General features: G+C 61.4%; 14 protein-coding genes and 5 tRNA genes. 12 read left to right on the top strand and 7 right to left on the bottom strand.

Features of this window, described 5'->3' with window-relative positions:
- Window positions 1–15: 15 nt before the first annotated feature.
- Window positions 16–306, top strand: coding sequence for a hypothetical protein (locus tag ACMGGG_RS16375; RefSeq protein ID WP_054891925.1), 291 nt, complete (start codon window positions 16–18; stop codon window positions 304–306).
- A gap of 11 nt (window positions 307–317) precedes the next feature.
- Complete coding sequence (gene astE, locus ACMGGG_RS16370) at window positions 318–1,325, top strand: succinylglutamate desuccinylase (protein WP_414154059.1); 1,008 nt, start codon at window positions 318–320, stop codon at window positions 1,323–1,325.
- Between the two features lie 4 nt (window positions 1,326–1,329).
- Here the strand turns inward: astE and ACMGGG_RS16365 are convergent, their stop codons facing one another.
- On the bottom strand, window positions 1,330–2,523 hold the full coding sequence (locus tag ACMGGG_RS16365) for a M91 family zinc metallopeptidase (RefSeq protein WP_414154058.1): 1,194 nt from the start codon (window positions 2,521–2,523) through the stop codon (window positions 1,330–1,332).
- 354 nt (window positions 2,524–2,877) lie between these two features.
- On the opposite strand from ACMGGG_RS16365, the gene alaS reads away from it, so the two are divergent.
- The 8 genes from alaS (at window position 2,878) to mgtE (ending at window position 9,651) form a co-directional block, all read left to right on the top strand.
- Window positions 2,878–5,502: an alanine--tRNA ligase gene (gene alaS / locus ACMGGG_RS16360; protein ID WP_414154057.1), complete on the top strand. Its 2,625-nt coding sequence runs from the start codon at window positions 2,878–2,880 to the stop codon at window positions 5,500–5,502.
- Window positions 5,503–5,586: 84 nt separating this feature from the next.
- Window positions 5,587–6,822, top strand: coding sequence for an aspartate kinase (locus ACMGGG_RS16355; protein WP_054891921.1), 1,236 nt, complete (start codon window positions 5,587–5,589; stop codon window positions 6,820–6,822).
- 173 nt (window positions 6,823–6,995) lie between these two features.
- Window positions 6,996–7,184 (top strand): carbon storage regulator CsrA, encoded by a 189-nt coding sequence (csrA, locus tag ACMGGG_RS16350; RefSeq protein WP_043209419.1) that lies wholly within the window; start codon window positions 6,996–6,998, stop codon window positions 7,182–7,184.
- Window positions 7,185–7,256: 72 nt separating this feature from the next.
- Window positions 7,257–7,347 (top strand) — tRNA-Ser (locus tag ACMGGG_RS16345).
- Between the two features lie 107 nt (window positions 7,348–7,454).
- Window positions 7,455–7,531: transfer RNA gene (locus tag ACMGGG_RS16340), tRNA-Arg, on the top strand.
- Between the two features lie 72 nt (window positions 7,532–7,603).
- Window positions 7,604–7,680: transfer RNA gene (locus tag ACMGGG_RS16335), tRNA-Arg, on the top strand.
- Window positions 7,681–7,767: 87 nt separating this feature from the next.
- Window positions 7,768–7,844: transfer RNA gene (locus tag ACMGGG_RS16330), tRNA-Arg, on the top strand.
- A gap of 364 nt (window positions 7,845–8,208) precedes the next feature.
- Window positions 8,209–9,651, top strand: coding sequence for a magnesium transporter (gene mgtE, locus ACMGGG_RS16325; protein WP_054891920.1), 1,443 nt, complete (start codon window positions 8,209–8,211; stop codon window positions 9,649–9,651).
- Window positions 9,652–9,713: 62 nt separating this feature from the next.
- Here mgtE and ACMGGG_RS16320 read toward each other — a convergent pair whose 3' ends face one another.
- Entirely contained in the window at window positions 9,714–10,040 is a 327-nt protein-coding gene (locus ACMGGG_RS16320) for an Arc family DNA-binding protein (RefSeq protein WP_029613963.1), read from the bottom strand.
- Window positions 10,041–10,668: 628 nt separating this feature from the next.
- Between ACMGGG_RS16320 and ACMGGG_RS16315 the strand changes: the two genes are divergently transcribed.
- Window positions 10,669–10,740 (top strand) — tRNA-Arg (locus ACMGGG_RS16315).
- A 132-nt stretch (window positions 10,741–10,872) separates the two neighbouring features.
- Here the strand turns inward: ACMGGG_RS16315 and ACMGGG_RS16310 are convergent.
- The 5 genes from ACMGGG_RS16310 to ACMGGG_RS16290 form a co-directional block, all read right to left on the bottom strand.
- Entirely contained in the window at window positions 10,873–11,436 is a 564-nt protein-coding gene (locus ACMGGG_RS16310) for a hypothetical protein (protein WP_226938338.1), read from the bottom strand.
- A gap of 231 nt (window positions 11,437–11,667) precedes the next feature.
- Window positions 11,668–13,047 carry a dihydrolipoyl dehydrogenase gene (lpdA, locus tag ACMGGG_RS16305; protein WP_414154056.1) on the bottom strand — a complete coding sequence of 460 codons (1,380 nt, stop codon included), beginning with the start codon at window positions 13,045–13,047 and terminating at the stop codon, window positions 11,668–11,670.
- A 2-nt stretch (window positions 13,048–13,049) separates the two neighbouring features.
- Window positions 13,050–14,330: a dihydrolipoamide acetyltransferase family protein gene (locus ACMGGG_RS16300; RefSeq protein ID WP_414154055.1), complete on the bottom strand. Its 1,281-nt coding sequence runs from the start codon at window positions 14,328–14,330 to the stop codon at window positions 13,050–13,052.
- Window positions 14,331–15,389, bottom strand: a complete 1,059-nt coding sequence (locus tag ACMGGG_RS16295) for an alpha-ketoacid dehydrogenase subunit beta (RefSeq protein ID WP_054891917.1) — start codon at window positions 15,387–15,389, stop codon at window positions 14,331–14,333. It abuts the gene before it with no gap.
- A gap of 1 nt (window position 15,390) precedes the next feature.
- Window positions 15,391–16,623 (bottom strand): 3-methyl-2-oxobutanoate dehydrogenase (2-methylpropanoyl-transferring) subunit alpha, encoded by a 1,233-nt coding sequence (locus ACMGGG_RS16290; protein WP_414154054.1) that lies wholly within the window; start codon window positions 16,621–16,623, stop codon window positions 15,391–15,393.
- Between the two features lie 197 nt (window positions 16,624–16,820).
- Between ACMGGG_RS16290 and bkdR the strand changes: the two genes are divergently transcribed.
- A complete protein-coding gene (bkdR, locus tag ACMGGG_RS16285) occupies window positions 16,821–17,306 on the top strand; it encodes a Bkd operon transcriptional regulator BkdR (RefSeq protein WP_054891915.1) in 486 nt (161 codons plus the stop codon).
- Window positions 17,307–17,325: the final 19 nt, after the last annotated feature.

Below are 17,325 nucleotides of genomic sequence, written 5' to 3'. Positions count from 1 at the left end.
TAGAGAGAATTTGCAATGTCCGACGCCCTGCGCCTGATCCTGGAAGATGAAGACGGCACCCAGCTGGAAACCTCCTGCACCCGCTTTGCGGTGGTCTGGCAAGGCAAGGAGGTGTGGATCCAGCAGGATGGCCGCGGTCAACTGCTGATCGGTGTCGATGTCGAGGAAGACGATACCGAGTACGCCAACCTGCTGCTGCGCCCGATGGCCACCAACCTGGTCAGCCTGCAACTGGAGATGGAGCCTGCCGAGGTCGGTGAAGACGACGATCACGTGCACGGTCCGGATTGCGGTCACCACCACTAAGGAAATGCCCTATGCTCGCCCTTGGCAAACTGCTTGAGCTGACCCTGACCGATCACGAACCGGCCGAGAAGACCCAAGTGACCCCCAGGGGCGTGCGTTTGCGCTGGTTGGGGGAGGGCGCGCTGGAGGTGCGTCCGGCCGAGAGCGAAGATTGTGGGCTCGACCTGTTGTTGTCGGCCGGCATCCACGGCAACGAGACCGCGCCGATCGAGTTGCTGGAGCGGCTGCTGCATGGTGTGGCCAACGGCCAGATCAAGCCGCGTGCCAGGGTGTTGTTCCTGTTCGGCAACCCTGCGGCGATTCGCAAGGGCGAGCGCTTCATCGAGCAGGACATCAATCGCCTGTTCAACGGTCGTCACGAGCTTTCCAGTGGTTTCGAGGCGCTGCGCGCCGCGGAGCTCGAGCAGTTTGCCCGGGTGTTCTTCAACAAGCCCGAGCGTACTCGCCTGCATTACGACCTGCACACGGCCATTCGCGGTTCGAAGATCGAGCAGTTCGCGCTGTACCCGTTCAAGGAGGGCCGCAAGCATTCACGCCGCGAACTGGCGCGCCTGGCGGCCGCCGGCATGGAGGCGGTGCTGCTGCAGAGCAAGTCGTCGATCACCTTCAGTGCTTTCACCTACGAACAACTCGACGCCGAAGCCTTCACCCTGGAGCTGGGCAAGGCCCGTCCTTTCGGGCAGAACGAGCAGGTCAATCTCGACAAGCTCGAGGAGCGGCTTGTTCAGATCATCGAGCATACCGAGCCTGAGACCGATGCCTCGCTCGATGGCCTGAAGCTGTTCAGCGTCGCCCGGGAAATCATCAAGCACAGCGACAGTTTCCACCTGCACTTGCCGGCGGATATCGAGAATTTTTCCGAGCTGAGCAAGGGCTATCTGCTGGCCGAGGACCTGGCCGAAACACGCTGGGTCGTGGAAGAGGAAGGGGCACGTATCATTTTCCCCAACCCCAAGGTCAGGAATGGCTTGCGGGCAGGGATTCTGATCGTGCCGGATTCCGGGCAGCGCCTGGAGTAGGGGTTCAAGGGTAAGTCAGCCTGGGTGGTAGGCCCAGTTCGTGTCGCAAGGCATTTTCGTTGAACGGCGCAGGATTGGTGTCGGTATCGGGCGTGCTTGGATCGTCGTCGAAATCGAACAGGGAGCCTGGGTTTTCGAGCCCGACAGCCAAGCGCTCGGAGTTGTCGTTCACGCTTCCGGTCGCAAAGTTCCAGACGTGACAGAGCTCGTGGTAGAGCATCACCAGTGATGGTGCGTCACGCCTGTGGGCCAGCGGGTTATAGCCGATTTTGCAGTTCAGGATGCGATCGCCTCGCATGCCGTTTCGGATTGTCGGATCGCCTTGGGCGGGATCAAATCCAGCATAAGCATTGTCCAGTTCCGGGATCGACTTGATGGCGACCTTCACCTTGTGCGCCACCAACTGCTCCAGAAGCCCCGAGGCACTCGGGCTGGCCCGCAGCATCACCAACTGGCGCCTGACTTTGTCGGTGTACGCGGGATCACCCTGGATATCGAAGGTGTCGAGGTATTGCGCTGGTAGCTCCGCATCGTGTGCCTCGTAGAGCAGTGGTGCGCTGAAACCGTCCTCGACGAGAATGCTGCTGGCGTTGCCGTAGAGTCGATCGTCCAGTGGCCCTGTGGACAGGCGATTGTTGCCGGCAAAGGCCTCGATGGTCGCATTGCCCGCATTGACCCTGACGACGTCGTCGCCAGCGCCGGCATACAACGTGCTGTGGGCAGCGGCGCTGTGCAGGGCGTCGTTGCCCTTGCCGCCATCGATTTCTGCCTGCCGAACCCCTTCTACCACGACGTGGTCATCACCGGCCCCGGCGTCAATGATCACCGAGCCGGCATTCAGGGGCTGGCCATCAGGAGGCAATTGGCCCTCGATCCGGATTCTGTCGTTGCCCTCGCCGGTCTCGATCACGATGCGGCTGTCGAGGGTGGACTCGACGAATACGTTGTCATCGCCGGCGCCAGTACGAATATGCAGCATCTCTGTTTTTGCCAGGGCCAGCGTGTAGCGGGTAGCTTCGATGCGCAGCGCGATGCCTTCGGGGCTTGGATGAACCGACAGTTCGGTGTCTGGGGCCAGTGCTTCGATCAGCAGCGTGTGGTCATGGCGACTGATCGCCAGTGGGCCGCTTCTGTAGGGTAGTTGTTGTCTCAGCACAAGGCCGGAAGCGGTGTGGATCATGAGGTCTTCGGGCGCCATGGGCGTCTCCTTTCGTAGGGGAGGCTGCATTCTGGCGTTCGCTCGGTGGTTCCAGTGGTACTCCTGTACCGCCTGAGTCGTCAGCATGAGGCGGATGACAGGGATTTAATTTGCCGCCTATTCCCTTTTCCTTTCCCCTGGGCGGTAATTGGCTTGTCAGTGACGAAAGCTCCGATTTAGCATCCGCTCATGTCGTTTTTGCCTGTTTGCAGCGGAAAAACTGTCCGTTTGCCGGTTTCCATCGCATAAACACACTGCACCTCGATTGCAGGACCGATATAATGCGGCCCTTTGCCGTCGTTTCGTCGATCCGACGCGTTAGCCAAAACGGCCGCCGTTTCCGTGGAAGAACCTATGAAAAGCGCAGAAATCCGTGAAGCCTTCCTTCGCTTCTTCGAAGAGCAGGGACATACCCGAGTCGCCTCCAGTTCGCTGATCCCGAACAACGACCCAACCCTGCTGTTCACCAACGCAGGCATGAACCAGTTCAAGGACTGCTTCCTGGGCGCCGAGAAGCGCGCCTACACGCGCGCTGTCAGCAGCCAGAAGTGCGTGCGCGCCGGTGGCAAGCACAACGACCTGGAAAACGTCGGCTACACCGCGCGTCACCACACTTTCTTCGAGATGCTGGGCAACTTCAGCTTCGGTGACTATTTCAAGCGCGACGCGATCACCTTCGCCTGGACCTTCCTGACCTCCGACAAGTGGCTGAACCTGCCCAAGGAGAAGCTCTGGGTCACTGTCTACGCCAGCGACGACGAAGCCTACGACATCTGGACCAAGGAAGTCGGCGTGCCGGCCGAGCGCATGGTGCGCATCGGTGACAACAAAGGCGCCCCGTACGCTTCCGACAACTTCTGGACCATGGGTGATACCGGCCCTTGCGGTCCGTGCACCGAGATCTTCTACGACCACGGCGCCGACATCTGGGGTGGCCCACCCGGCTCGCCGGAAGAAGACGGCGACCGCTACATCGAGATCTGGAACAACGTCTTCATGCAGTTCAACCGCACTGCTGACGGTGTCCTGCACCCGTTGCCCGCCCCGTCGGTGGACACCGGCATGGGCCTTGAGCGCATCAGTGCGGTGATGCAGCACGTGCACTCGAACTACGAGATCGACCTGTTCCAGAGTCTGCTCGATGCCGCAGCCCAGGCCATCGGTTGCCGTAACGAAGCGCAGTCGTCGCTGAAAGTGGTCGCCGACCACATCCGTTCCTGCGGCTTCCTGATCGCCGACGGCGTGCTGCCTTCCAACGAGGGCCGTGGCTATGTGCTGCGCCGCATCATTCGTCGCGCCTGCCGCCATGGCAACAAACTTGGCGCCAAGGGCAGCTTCTTCCACAAGGTCGTGGCCGCACTGGTCAGCGAGATGGGTGAAGCCTTCCCCGAGCTCAAGAGCCAGCAGGCGCACATCGAGCGCGTGCTCAAGACCGAAGAAGAGCAGTTCGCCAAGACTCTCGAGCAGGGCCTGCGCATCCTCGAACAGGACCTGGCGCAGTTGCAGGGCACGGTCGTGCCGGGCGACGTGGTGTTCAAGCTGTACGACACCTATGGCTTCCCCATGGACCTGACCGCCGACATCGCCCGCGAGCGTGAGCTGACCATCGACGAAGCCGGCTTCGAGCGCGAGATGGACGCCCAGCGCGAGCGCGCCCGCTCGGCCAGCGCCTTCGGCATGGACTACAACAGCCTGGTCAAGGTCGATACCGCCACCGATTTCCTCGGATACAGCAGCACCGAAGGTCAAGGCAAGATCATCGCCCTGTACAAGGATGGCCAGTCGGTCGACCAGTTGGGCGAAGGCGAGGAGGGCGTGGTCGTCCTGGATCGCACGCCGTTCTACGCCGAATCCGGCGGCCAGGTCGGTGACAGTGGCTACCTGCAGGCTGGCGGTGCGCGCTTCGATGTGCGCGACACCACCAAGACCGGTGGCGCCTTCCTGCACCACGGCGTGGTGGCCAGCGGCGCGCTGCTGATTGGCGCCCCGGTCGAGGCCCGCGTGGATGCCGATGTGCAGCACGCCACCTCGCTGAACCACTCAGCGACTCACCTGCTGCACGCTGCTCTGCGTGAAGTGCTGGGCGAGCACGTCCAGCAGAAGGGCTCGCTGGTCGACAGCCAGCGCCTGCGCTTCGACTTCAGCCACTTCGAGGCGGTGACGCCTGCGCAGATCAAGGCACTCGAAGACATCGTAAACCGCGAAGTGCGCAAGAACTCCGCGGTCGAAACCATCGAGACCGATATCGAGACCGCCAAGCGCAAAGGCGCCATGGCGCTGTTCGGTGAGAAATACGGCGACACCGTGCGCGTACTGAGCATGGGCGGTGATTTCTCGGTAGAGCTGTGCGGCGGTATTCACGCCAAGCGCACCGGCGATATCAGCCTGTTCAAGATTATCAGTGAAGGTGGCGTAGCCTCCGGTGTGCGTCGTATCGAGGCGATCACCGGTGCTGCGGCGCTGGCCTACCTGAACGCTGCCGAAGAGCAGGTCAAGGAAGCGGCGCAACTGGTCAAGGGTAACCGCGACAACCTGATCGACAAGCTGTCGGCTGTGCTCGAGCGCAACCGTCAGCTGGAGAAGCAGCTCGAGCAGCTGCAGGCCAAGGCCGCCAGCGCCGCAGGGGACGATCTCTCCAGTGCGGCCGTTGAGGTCAAGGGTGCCAAGGTGCTTGCCGCTCGCCTGGATGGGCAGGATGGCAAGGCGCTGCTGGCGCTCGTCGATCAGCTGAAGAACAAGCTCGGCCATGCAGTGATCCTGCTGGGCAGCGAGCATGAGGGCAAGGTCGTGCTGGTGGCCGGCGTGACCAAAGACCTCTCCAGCCAACTCAAGGCTGGCGACCTGATGAAGCAGGCCGCTGCGGCGGTGGGCGGAAAGGGCGGTGGTCGTCCGGACATGGCCCAGGGTGGTGGCGTCGACGTCGCTGCGCTGGATCAGGCCCTGGCACTGGCCGTGCCGTTCGCCGAGCAGGGGCTTTGAGATGACGCGCCCCGCAGTCTGGTTGCGGGGCGCGTCAGGAAGGATTGTTTACTGGGTGCCCTTCGTGGGCTGAGGCACTTTGAAATGGCGTTGATCGTACAGAAATTTGGCGGCACCTCCGTTGGCTCTATCGAGCGGATCGAGCAGGTGGCCGACAAGGTCAAGAAACACCGCGAGGCAGGCGATGACCTGGTGGTTGTGCTGTCGGCCATGAGCGGGGAAACCAACCGCTTGATCGACCTGGCCAAGCAGGTGTCCGATCAGCTGGTTCCGCGTGAACTGGATGTGATCGTCTCGACCGGCGAGCAGGTGACCATTGCGCTGCTGGCCATGGCGCTGATCAAGCGTGGCGTGCCGGCGGTGTCCTACACCGGCAACCAGGTGCGTATCCTGACCGACAGCGCGCACAACAAGGCGCGCATCCTGCAGATCGATGACCAGAAGATCCGCGCCGACCTCAAGGCTGGCACCGTGGTCGTGGTCGCAGGTTTCCAGGGCGTCGACGAGCACGGCAACATCACCACCCTCGGGCGTGGTGGCTCCGACACTACCGGTGTTGCCTTGGCGGCAGCGCTGGGGGCCGACGAATGTCAGATCTACACCGATGTCGATGGCGTCTATACCACCGATCCACGTGTGGTACCGCAGGCCCGTCGCCTGGAGAAGATCACCTTTGAAGAGATGCTGGAAATGGCCAGCCTCGGTTCCAAGGTGCTGCAGATCCGTTCGGTGGAGTTCGCCGGCAAATACAACGTTCCGCTGCGCGTGCTGCACAGCTTCAAGGAGGGTCCGGGTACCCTCATTACCATCGATGAAGAGGAATCCATGGAACAGCCGATCATTTCCGGTATCGCCTTCAACCGTGATGAGGCCAAGCTGACCATTCGTGGCGTGCCGGACACCCCGGGCGTTGCTTTCAAGATCCTCGGCCCGATCAGCGCCGCGAACATCGAAGTCGACATGATCGTGCAGAACGTCTCGCACGATAACACCACCGACTTCACCTTCACCGTGCACCGCAACGAGTACGAAAAGGCTCTGAGCGTGCTGGAGAACACCGCCCGTGAAATCGGTGCCCGCGAAGTGATCGGCGATACCAAGATCGCCAAGGTGTCGATCGTTGGCGTCGGCATGCGCTCCCACGCGGGCGTGGCCAGCCGTATGTTCGAGGCTCTGGCCAAGGAGAGCATCAACATCCAGATGATCTCCACTTCCGAGATCAAGGTGTCGGTGGTGATCGAAGAGAAGTACCTGGAGCTGGCCGTACGCGCGCTGCACACCGCGTTCGAGCTCGATGCGCCTGCCCGACAGAGCGAGTGACGCATTGCCCCGGGGGGCGCGGCTTTGGCCGCGCCCTTCGCGTTTCTGGCTGTCATGCGGGTTACTGTCCTTTCCTGCCTGACAGCCGATAAGGAGGGCTGGGCCTTCGTCCCGACCAGCCCTCTGTTTCCAACAGACTGTTGTCCCTGAATGAACTGCGTGAGGAGAAAGCTATGTTGATTCTGACTCGTCGGTGCGCCGAGAGCCTGATCATTGGTGACGGTGAAATCACCGTGACGGTCCTGGGTGTCAAAGGCAACCAGGTACGAATCGGTGTGAGTGCCCCTAAGGAAGTGGCTGTTCACCGCGAGGAAATCTACCTGCGGATCAAGAAAGAGAAGGACGAAGAACCAACCCTTTAATTTTTTTGAAGTTTTTTTCAAAAAAGGGTTTGCAAACGGGGAGGGGTCTGGTTAATATACGCCCCGTGTTGCGGTGAGGTGGCCGAGTGGCCGAAGGCGCTCCCCTGCTAAGGGAGTATACCTCATAAGGGTATCGGGGGTTCGAATCCCCCCTTCACCGCCATTCTTCGTGTAGGGCGCTGTAACTGGTCAAAATGCTTAAGTCGTTGAAATTAAACGAAAAAGTACTTGGCAAAACGGTTTAGCGAACTATAATGCGCGGCAAGACACGGACTCATAGCTCAGCTGGATAGAGTACTCGGCTACGAACCGAGCGGTCGGAGGTTCGAATCCTCCTGAGTCCGCCATACAATGAGGCGGTTTTCTTTGGAAGACGCATCATTTCACCAGTGGTAATCTGGTCTAAAAGTACCATCGACGGACTCATAGCTCAGCTGGATAGAGTACTCGGCTACGAACCGAGCGGTCGGAGGTTCGAATCCTCCTGAGTCCGCCACTTTCTGAAGTGGCTTTGCTTGTCGAGAAATCTTCAAGAAGAGAAGCTTCAAAAACCAGTGGTAATCTGGTCTAAAACTACCACCACGGACTCATAGCTCAGCTGGATAGAGTACTCGGCTACGAACCGAGCGGTCGGAGGTTCGAATCCTCCTGAGTCCGCCACACCAAAAAGCCCGCTCCTGTAGCGGGCTTTTTCTTTTCTGCCGTTCACGAATCTGTCAGTGCAACGCGGCTAGACTCCGTATAAACCCCTGCTGCACGTCGATGTGCTTTTTCGCTGTTGTCCGCCGTCGCACTGTTGGCTTCGAGCGTTGTCACAGCTTTATCGCGCAAACGATTGTTCCAGCCAAAAATTTAAGCGATCAGACAGCTTGAGCAGTGTATGATTGCGCCCGTCAGCCCCGCCGGGGCTTGTGGAATACCACCATGGACTTACCCAGTAGTTACCCCTTAATCCGCTTTATCAAGCCAGATCTGACCGATTGATTCTCCCGGCGTGCTCCGCTGCTGGGAGTGGAGTTCGCCTATGACCGAAGTCGAAGTAAAGAAAGTCCAAGAGAGCCTGCAGGATCGCCTCGCCCAGGTGATCGAGCTACTGCAGCGCCAGCGCGTCGTTGAGGACCTGACTCATCGTCAGGAGGGTCAGCACAACGACCTGGTGGAAAACCTCGTCCACCGCCAGAACCTGGTCGAGCTGCAACGCAAGCTCGATGATCTGCACCCCGCCGACATCGCCTATATCCTCGAAGCCTTGCCCCTGGAAGATCGTCTGACGGTCTGGCAGCTGGTGCGCTCGGATCGTGACGGCGACATCCTTCTCGAAGTTTCCGACGCCGTACGTCAGACGTTGATCGCCGACATGGACGATCACGAGCTGCTGGCTGCGGCCAAGGAAATGGACGCAGACGAACTGGCTGACCTGGCGCCTGAGCTGCCGCGTGACGTTGTCCATGAGCTGATGGAAAGTCTCGATGCCCAGCAGCGTGAGCGCGTGCGTTCGGCCCTGAGCTACGACGAGGAGCAGGTCGGTGCGCTGATGGACTTCGAGATGGTCACCATCCGCGAAGACGTCAGCCTGGAAGTGGTACTGCGTTACCTGCGTCGGCTCAAGGAGCTGCCGGGGCACACCGACAAGCTGTTCGTGGTCGATTACGACGGCATTCTGAAGGGTGTGCTGCCGATCAAGCGTCTGCTGGTCAACGACCCGGACAAGAAGGTGGCGGAGGTCATGGCGACTGACCCTGTCAGCTTCACGCCCGAGGAAGATGCCTACGATGCTGCGCAAGCATTCGAACGTTATGACCTGGTTTCTGCACCGGTGGTCGACAAGAGCAATCGCCTCATCGGCCGTCTGACCATCGACGAGATGGTTGACCTGATTCGTGAAGAGAGCGAAAGCGAAGTGCTCAACATGGCCGGCCTGCGCGAGGAAGAAGATATCTTCGCCTCGGTCTGGCGTTCGCTGCGCAACCGTTGGGCGTGGCTGGCGATCAACCTGATCACCGCCTTCGTCGCCTCGCGGGTGATCGGACTGTTCGAAGGGTCGATCGAAAAGCTGGTAGCGCTTGCGGCGCTGATGCCTATCGTCGCCGGTATCGGTGGTAACTCGGGTAACCAGACCATCACCATGATCGTGCGCGCCATGGCGCTGGACCAGGTATCGCCGGGCAACACCCGTCGTCTGATGCGCAAGGAGCTGGCGGTATCGCTGATCAACGGCCTGATCTGGGGCGGGGTGATCGGGGTAGTGGCGTTCCTGCTCTATGGCAGTTGGTCGCTGGGTGTGGTGATGACCGCGGCAATGACCCTGAACCTGCTGCTGGCGGCGTTGATGGGCGTGTTGATCCCCATGACACTGGTGCGCCTGGGGCGCGACCCGGCGATGGGTTCGAGCGTGATGATCACTGCCGTAACCGACAGCGGCGGCTTCTTCATCTTCCTTGGCCTGGCGACACTGTTCCTGCTCTGACGGATTCAGCTCAAACGAAAAAAGCCAGCTTGCGCTGGCTTTTTTCGTGGGCGTTGGAAGCCTCAGGAAGCGTCGGCAGCCATTTCCACATCGTGAGCGATGAGGGCGACCAGCGCATTCTGCTGGCGATGGGTCAGTTGACGGAAGCGTTGCAGCAATTCGCGTTCGTGCAGGGACAGCTCAGGGCTGTCCAGGCGCATGCTCAGCTCGTCGCCCAGCGCACCTTCCTGGATGAGACTTTGCTCCAGGCGGGCGATGATCTCGGAGTTCATGCTGCGGTGATGGTTGCGCGCTACCTCGGCAATGCGCTCACGCATCCCGTCAGGCAGGCGGACGACGAACTTGTCAGCGGTGCGGCTGGAGTAGATAGCCTGTTTCATTGGGCGCATATAAATTGACCGGTTGTTCTGGTTCAGGGGAAGCGGTTCTCAAATTGGCCGCACGGTAGTGGGTTCGACCGTCGCGACGACAAAATGTTCAACCGTGATGTGATTTTGGATGCTCATCTTGCCTCATGGTCGCCGTTTCCTTGGCGTCAATTCTGTGACAAATAGTGATCCGGGTAAAGGCTTTATGCCAGTACCAATTATCAGAAATGAGTACTGGTTTGAAAAGTTTTACTCTATCCCGTCTCGCCCTGTTGTCAGGCCTTTGCTGTCAAAATCTTGTAAAGTTCGACAAGACCTGGGGAAAATCATCAAACCCGCAAGATTTCCCTATCCTTGAGCATAGTGGCTATGCAACATGACGCAAGCGTTCCCCATCAGGCCGAAGCGCCCGACGTTGACGTTTTGACCGTGCCTGCGCAAAAAATTCCCTGGCGATGCCATTAATATGCAATTGAATCGCCTCGCAGCTTGGAGACGGTGAGAAATCGCGGAAAGGGACTACATGGAAATGCCAGCATTGGGCATGACAAACGGTCGAGCGCTGGTTACCATGCTCGCCGCCGACAGCCTGCGCCGCGTCGGGTGGCTTCTCCAACCCACTGAATTTGCGTAGAATGCGCGCCGTGATGTCCCCTTAGTTCAACGGATAGAACAAGCCCCTCCTAAGGGCTAGATGCTGGTTCGATTCCAGCAGGGGACACATCCTTCCTTTCTCGCCTTTCCCTCCCTCTCGCTTACCACTGCTATCCGGTGATTCGGCTGCAGGCGTTTTTGCCTGCGCAGCAGCCTGCCGTAATGGCCAGCGTTGCACCGGCCATCGCGGTCATGCCACTCAGACGGACTGCGCCTTTTCCTTGTCTTCCTGCTGCTTGCTGGTCTCACTCCCCTGGGCCATGTCGGCCGTGTTGGCTGCTGCGCGTTCAGCCTGTTGTTGCAGCTTGGCCTGGGTCTTGAGTTCGACGTCTTCCTTCATGCGTTGGGCGATCTGCTCGTCGATCTTCTGTTTCTTCTCGGGAGGCAAGGCGTTGTAGTCCTCCTCGGTCATGCCGAGCTCCTGCAGGATCTTCTCCTTGATCTTTTCCGCTGGCGACTTGGACATGTAGTCGCGGAACTCCTGCAGCGCATTGCTGGCTGCAGGTTTCGACGAACTGGCCTGCTGGCGTGCGCCAATGTCAGGGTTCTGCAGGGCCACCTTGAGCTTGGCGAAAGCTTCCTGACGAGCGTCTTCGGCATTCTGCTGCGAGGTACTGCCTTGATTGTTCTGCTGCGCTGCTGTGTTGCTGGTGGTCATTGCCTGACGCTGCGGCATGAAATCGGCCTGCACAGCGTCATGGTTGACCCGGCTTGGCTGCTGCAATGCAGTCTGCCAGCCCAGCCCGTTGAGGCTGATCATCATGTGTTTCCTCCTTGGATGGTAATCGCGTTGTGCAAGGGGCAAAACCTGTGCCATTTGGCTCAAGCCAAGCGTGGCGGGGGTTGTAGCCGAGCAACAGGTATCACCTGGGCAGCGGATTGCCCATCGGAGGAAGCGCGTTGCCGGTATCGGCAACAGCCGCTGTTGCAAAAAAAGACCCGCAGCACCCCAAGGCGCTGCGGGTCAAAACGGCCAACGCCGCTTCAGTGCTGATCAGATATGCAAGGCATGCCCCAAAGCTCGCAATGCCGCTTCCTGCACGGCCTCGCCCAAGGTCGGGTGGGCATGGATGGTGCCGGCCACGTCTTCCAGCCGCGCGCCCATTTCCAACGATTGGGCGAAGGCTGTGGACAGTTCGGAAACCGCCACCCCGACGGCTTGCCAACCGAGGATCAGATGGTTGTCGCGACGTGCAACCACGCGCACGAACCCGCTTTTCGACTCAAGGCTCATGGCTCGCCCGTTGGCCGCGAAGGGGAACTGCGCAACGATGCAGTCCAGGCCTTCGGCGCTGGCCTGCTCAGGCGTCTTGCCAGTCACCACCACTTCCGGGTCGGTGAAGCACACCGCAGCAATCGCGGTGGGCTCGAAGCGGCGGGTCTTGCCGGCGATAAGTTCGGCGACCATCTCGCCCTGGGCCATCGCTCGGTGTGCGAGCATCGGTTCGCCGGCCACGTCGCCGATCGCCCAGACGTTGCGCATGCTGGTCTGGCAGCGCTCGTCGATGGCGATCGCCGCACCGTTCATCTTCAGCGCCAGGCTCTCCAGGCCAAAGCCCTGAGTGCGTGGTCGACGGCCAACGGCGACCAGTACCTGATCGGCTTCCAGGCGCAGCTGCTGGCCTGCACCGTCGCGTGCCGACAGACAGCCATGTTCATAGCCTTCGACGCTGTGTCCCAAGTGCAACGCGATGCCAAGTTTTTTCAGCGACTCAGCCACCGGTGCGGTCAGCTCGGCGTCGTAGGTGGGCAGGATGCGATCACGCGCTTCTACCACGCTCACACGAGCACCGAGCTTGCGGTAGGCGATGCCCAGCTCCAGGCCGATATAGCCGCCGCCGACCACCACCAGGTGCTGCGGCAGGCTTTTCGGTGCCAGGGCCTCGGTAGAGGAAATCACCGGCCCGCCCAGCGGCAGCATCGGCAGCTCGACACTGCTCGAGCCGGTCGCCAGCAACAGGTGTTCGCACTGGATGCGCTGGCCGTCGACCTCGACGTTCTTGCCGTCGAGGATCTTCGCCCAGCCATGGAGCACCTTCACCCCATGTTTCTTCAGCAAGGCCGCCACACCGCTGGTGAGGCGGTCGACGATGCCGTCCTTCCATTCGACGCTGCGCGCAATGTCCAGGTGCGGTGCCGAGACGCTGATACCCAGCGCCGAGCCGTCAGCATACCGGCTGGTCTGGTGGAACTGCTCGGCCACGTGGATCAGCGCCTTGGACGGAATGCAGCCGATGTTCAGGCAAGTGCCGCCCAGTGCCTGCCCTTCGACCAGCACGGTGGGAATGCCCAGTTGCCCGGCGCGGATGGCGGCCACGTAGCCGCCGGGTCCCCCGCCGATAATCAGCAGGGTGGTATCGAGGATCTGTTGCATGCTCACTCCACGAACAGGCAGGCGGGCTGTTCCAGCAGGCCGCGCACGGCCTGGATGAACAGGGCGGCGTCCATCCCGTCGACCACGCGATGGTCGAACGAGCTGGACAGGTTCATCATCTTGCGCACCACGATCTGGCCATCGATCACCACGGGGCGCTCGACCATGCGGTTGACGCCGACGATCGCCACTTCGGGAGTGTTGACCACCGGCGTGCTGACGATGCCGCCCAGGGCGCCGAGGCTGGTCAGGGTGATGGTCGAGCCGGACAGCTCTTCCCGACTGGCCTTGTTGTTGCGCGCGGCATTGGCGACGCGGGCGATCTCGCTGGCGTTGCTCCACAGGCTGCCGGCTTCGGCGTGACGCAGTACTGGCACCATGAGGCCGTTGTCACCTTGGGTGGCGATACCCACGTGTACGGCGCCGTGGCGGGTGATGATCTGGGCCTCGTCGTCGTAGGTGGCGTTGATCTGCGGGAAATCGCGCAGGGCGACGACCATGGCGCGCACCAGGAAGGGCAGCAGCGTGAGCTTGCCACGGCTTTCGCCATGCTTGGCGTTGAGCTGCTGGCGCAGGGCTTCGAGCTGGGTGACGTCGATTTCCTCGACATAGCTGAAGTGCGCGACGCGGCGCTTGGCATCCTGCATGCGCTGGGCGATCTTGCGGCGCAGGCCGATCACCGGCACCTGCTCGCTGTCGGTGCGCTTGCCGTAGCCAGCTGGCGCCTGGCCGAGGGCGGTCTGCGGCTTGCTGATGAAGGCGTCGAGGTCTTCGTGCAGGATGCGCCCGGCCGGGCCGCTGCCGTGCACGTAACGCAGCTCGATGCCGGCATCCAGGGCGCGCTTGCGCACGGCAGGTGAAGCCAACGGTTTCTCATGCGCCTCGCGCGGAACGATCGGCGCGGCGGCGTGGCTCGTCGCTGGTTGCGGACGGTTTTCGGGCTGCGGCTCGACCTTCGTCTGGGCTGGCACTGGCGCTGGCGCTGGCGCGGCGTGCGCCTCGGCCGGCTTGGCCTGCGGTGCGTCGATGTGGTTGCCGCTGCCTTCGACTTCGATACGGATCAGCTCGCTGCCGACCGCCATGACCTCACCGGGCTGGCCACCCAGGGCCAAGACCTTGCCGCTGACCGGCGAAGGAATTTCTACCGTCGCCTTGTCGGTCATGACATCGGCCACCACCTGGTCTTCTGCGATCACATCGCCGACCTTCACGAACCATTCCACCAGCTCGACCTGCGCGATGCCTTCACCGATATCCGGCATCTTGATGACGTGCGTGCCCATTCAGACCTCCATGACCCGTTTCAATGCCGCACCTACCCGCGAAGGACCAGGGAAGTAGGCCCATTCCTGTGCGTGGGGGTAGGGGGTGTCCCAGCCGGTGACGCGCTCGATCGGCGCTTCGAGGTGATGGAAGCAATGCTCCTGGACCAGCGAAACCAGCTCGGCGCCAAAGCCGCAGGTACGGGTGGCTTCGTGGACCACCACGCAACGCCCGGTCTTCTTCACCGAGGCGACGATGGTTTCCAGGTCCAGCGGCCAGAGGCTGCGCAGGTCGATGACTTCGGCGTCGACGCCGCTCTCCTCGGCGGCCACTTGGGCCACGTAGACCGTGGTGCCGTAGGTCAGCACGGTGACATCGTTGCCGGGGCGGGTGATCGCCGCCTTGTCCAGCGGCACCTTGTAGTAGCCGTCCGGCACGGCACTGTGCGGGTGCTTCGACCAGGGGGTTACCGGGCGGTCGTGGTGCCCGTCGAACGGGCCGTTGTACAAGCGCTTGGGCTCGAGGAAGATCACCGGGTCGTCGCACTCGATCGAGGCGATCAGCAGGCCCTTGGCGTCATAGGGGTTGGATGGCATCACCGTACGCAGGCCGCAGACCTGGGTGAACATCGCTTCGGGGCTCTGGCTGTGGGTCTGACCGCCGTAGATGCCGCCGCCGCAGGGCATGCGCAGGGTCAGCGGCGAGATGAATTCGCCGGCCGAACGATAGCGCAGGCGAGCCATCTCCGAGACGATCTGGTCGGAGGCGGGGTAGAAGTAGTCGGCGAACTGGATTTCCACCACCGGGCGCAGGCCATAGGCGCCCATGCCCACGGCGGTGCCGACGATGCCGCTCTCGGAGATCGGTGCATCGAATACCCGCGACTTGCCGTACTTGGTCTGCAGGCCTTCGGTGCAGCGGAACACGCCGCCGAAATAGCCGACGTCCTGGCCGTAGACCACCACGTCGTCGTCGCGCTCGAGCATGACATCCATGGCTGAGCGCAGGGCCTGGATCATGGTCATGGTAGTGGTGGCCATGGCGGTTTCCGGGTTGATGCTGTTGTTGTGATCGTTCATTTCAAACCCCCAGTTCCTGGCGTTGCCGGCGCAGGTGATCGGGCATTTCCTTGTACACGTCCTCGAACATCGAGGCGGCGCTGGGGATATGGCCATTGGCGAGGGTGCCGAACTGTTCGGCGTCCTTCTGTGCCTTGATCACCTCGGCTTCGAGCTCGGCACTGACGGCCTGGTGCTCTTCTTCGGACCAGTGGCCGGCCTTGATCAGGTGCTGCTTGAGGCGAAGGATCGGATCGCCCAGCGGGAAGTGGCTCCAGTCGTCGGCAGGGCGATATTTGGATGGATCGTCCGATGTGGAGTGCGGGCCGGCGCGGTAGGTGACCCATTCGATCAGCGTCGGGCCCAGGCCACGGCGGGCACGCTCGGCGGCCCAGCGCGAGGCGGCGTACACGGCAATGAAGTCGTTGCCGTCGACCCGCAGCGAGGCGATGCCGCAGCCCACGCCGCGGCCGGCGAAGGTGGTCGACTCGCCACCGGCGATGGCCTGGAAGGTGGAGATCGCCCACTGGTTGTTGACCACGTTGAGGATCACCGGGGCGCGGTAGACGTGGGCGAAGGTCAGGGCGGTGTGGAAGTCGGATTCGGCTGTGGCGCCGTCACCGATCCAGGCCGAGGCGATCTTGGTGTCACCCTTGATCGCCGACGCCATGGCCCAGCCGACCGCCTGCACGAACTGGGTCGCCAGGTTGCCACTGATGGTGAAGAAGCCCGCCTCGCGCACCGAGTACATGATCGGCAATTGGCGGCCCTTGAGCGGGTCGCGGGTGTTGGACAGCAGCTGGCAGATCATTTCCACCAGCGACACGTCGCGGGCCATCAGGATGCTCTGCTGGCGATAGGTGGGGAAGCACATGTCGGTGCGGTTCAGGGCCAATGCCTGACCGCTGCCAATGGCTTCCTCGCCCAGGCTCTGCATGTAGAAGGACATCTTCTTCTGGCGCTGGGCGACCACCATGCGGCTGTCGAAGATGCGCGTCTTGAGCATGGCGCGCATGCCCTGGCGCAGCACCTGCGGGTCGATGCCCTCGGCCCAGGGGCCGACAGCATTGCCATGCTCGTCGAGCACACGCACAAGGCTGTAGGAGAGGTCCGCAGTGTCGGCGGGCTCTACGTCGATAGGTGGTTTACGGACTTGACCGGCATCGTTCAGACGCAGGTAGGAGAAATCGGTCTGGCAGCCTGGCCGGCCTGTGGGCTCGGGCACATGCAAACGCAGGGGGGCGTACTTGTTCATGCTTTTTACGCTCGCTCGAATGTTGTTTTTGTGAGCTCTGAAGCGGCCGCCGCTGCCTACTGGCTTGTGACTGGTAGGTCAGCGTCATTTACATCTTAGAGGCTGGGCCGAAGAATTTTTCTCTCAAGTTCATTGCCTTTATCGCGTGGCGCAGATAAACATTCTGAATAAACACAAGAATCAGGTGAATTTTCCTCATGCGTAAACTCGATCGCACAGATATCGGCATTCTCAACAGCCTCCAGGAGAACGCCCGAATCACCAACGCAGAGCTTGCGCGCTCGGTGAACCTCTCGCCGACTCCCTGTTTCAACCGGGTCAAGGCGATGGAGGAACTGGGGGTCATCCGCCAGCAAGTGACCTTGCTGTCGCCCGAAGTGCTGGGCCTGGATGTCAACGTGTTCATTCATGTCAGCCTGGAGAAGCAGGTGGAGCAGTCATTGCATCGCTTCGAGGAAGAGATCGCCGAGCGACCCGAGGTGATGGAGTGCTACCTGATGACAGGCGATCCGGATTACCTGCTGCGTGTGCTGTTGCCGAGCATCCAGGCGCTGGAGCGGTTTCTCGATTACCTGACGCGGCTGCCGGGGGTGGCCAATATCCGCTCCAGCTTTGCGCTCAAGCAGGTGCGCTACAAGACGGCGTTGCCGTTGCCGGCCAATGGCATGACCTTGCGCGAGTAGTAGTCAGTGCAGGCCCTGT

This window comes from Pseudomonas sp. BNK-44-b (genome assembly GCF_047456245.1).
GTDB classification, from domain to species: Bacteria; Pseudomonadota; Gammaproteobacteria; order Pseudomonadales; family Pseudomonadaceae; genus Aquipseudomonas; species Aquipseudomonas machongensis.
The sequence above is the reverse complement of the archived record's forward strand: the minus strand, read 5'-3'. Positions and strand labels throughout refer to the sequence as shown.

What these genes read in the sequence shown, in the direction of transcription:
- ACMGGG_RS16300 (WP_414154055.1), bottom strand. Translation starts at nt 14,330, where the DNA reads ATGGGCACGCACGTCATCAAGATGCCGGATATCGGTGAAGGCATCGCG.
- ACMGGG_RS16355 (WP_054891921.1), top strand. Translation starts at nt 5,587, where the DNA reads ATGGCGTTGATCGTACAGAAATTTGGCGGCACCTCCGTTGGCTCTATC.
- astE (WP_414154059.1), top strand. Translation starts at nt 318, where the DNA reads ATGCTCGCCCTTGGCAAACTGCTTGAGCTGACCCTGACCGATCACGAA.
- ACMGGG_RS16375 (WP_054891925.1), top strand. Translation starts at nt 16, where the DNA reads ATGTCCGACGCCCTGCGCCTGATCCTGGAAGATGAAGACGGCACCCAG.
- bkdR (WP_054891915.1), top strand. Translation starts at nt 16,821, where the DNA reads ATGCGTAAACTCGATCGCACAGATATCGGCATTCTCAACAGCCTCCAG.
- alaS (WP_414154057.1), top strand. Translation starts at nt 2,878, where the DNA reads ATGAAAAGCGCAGAAATCCGTGAAGCCTTCCTTCGCTTCTTCGAAGAG.
- ACMGGG_RS16310 (WP_226938338.1), bottom strand. Translation starts at nt 11,436, where the DNA reads ATGATGATCAGCCTCAACGGGCTGGGCTGGCAGACTGCATTGCAGCAG.
- ACMGGG_RS16365 (WP_414154058.1), bottom strand. Translation starts at nt 2,523, where the DNA reads ATGGCGCCCGAAGACCTCATGATCCACACCGCTTCCGGCCTTGTGCTG.
- csrA (WP_043209419.1), top strand. Translation starts at nt 6,996, where the DNA reads ATGTTGATTCTGACTCGTCGGTGCGCCGAGAGCCTGATCATTGGTGAC.
- lpdA (WP_414154056.1), bottom strand. Translation starts at nt 13,047, where the DNA reads ATGCAACAGATCCTCGATACCACCCTGCTGATTATCGGCGGGGGACCC.
- ACMGGG_RS16295 (WP_054891917.1), bottom strand. Translation starts at nt 15,389, where the DNA reads ATGAACGATCACAACAACAGCATCAACCCGGAAACCGCCATGGCCACC.
- mgtE (WP_054891920.1), top strand. Translation starts at nt 8,209, where the DNA reads ATGACCGAAGTCGAAGTAAAGAAAGTCCAAGAGAGCCTGCAGGATCGC.
- ACMGGG_RS16320 (WP_029613963.1), bottom strand. Translation starts at nt 10,040, where the DNA reads ATGCGCCCAATGAAACAGGCTATCTACTCCAGCCGCACCGCTGACAAG.
- ACMGGG_RS16290 (WP_414154054.1), bottom strand. Translation starts at nt 16,623, where the DNA reads ATGAACAAGTACGCCCCCCTGCGTTTGCATGTGCCCGAGCCCACAGGC.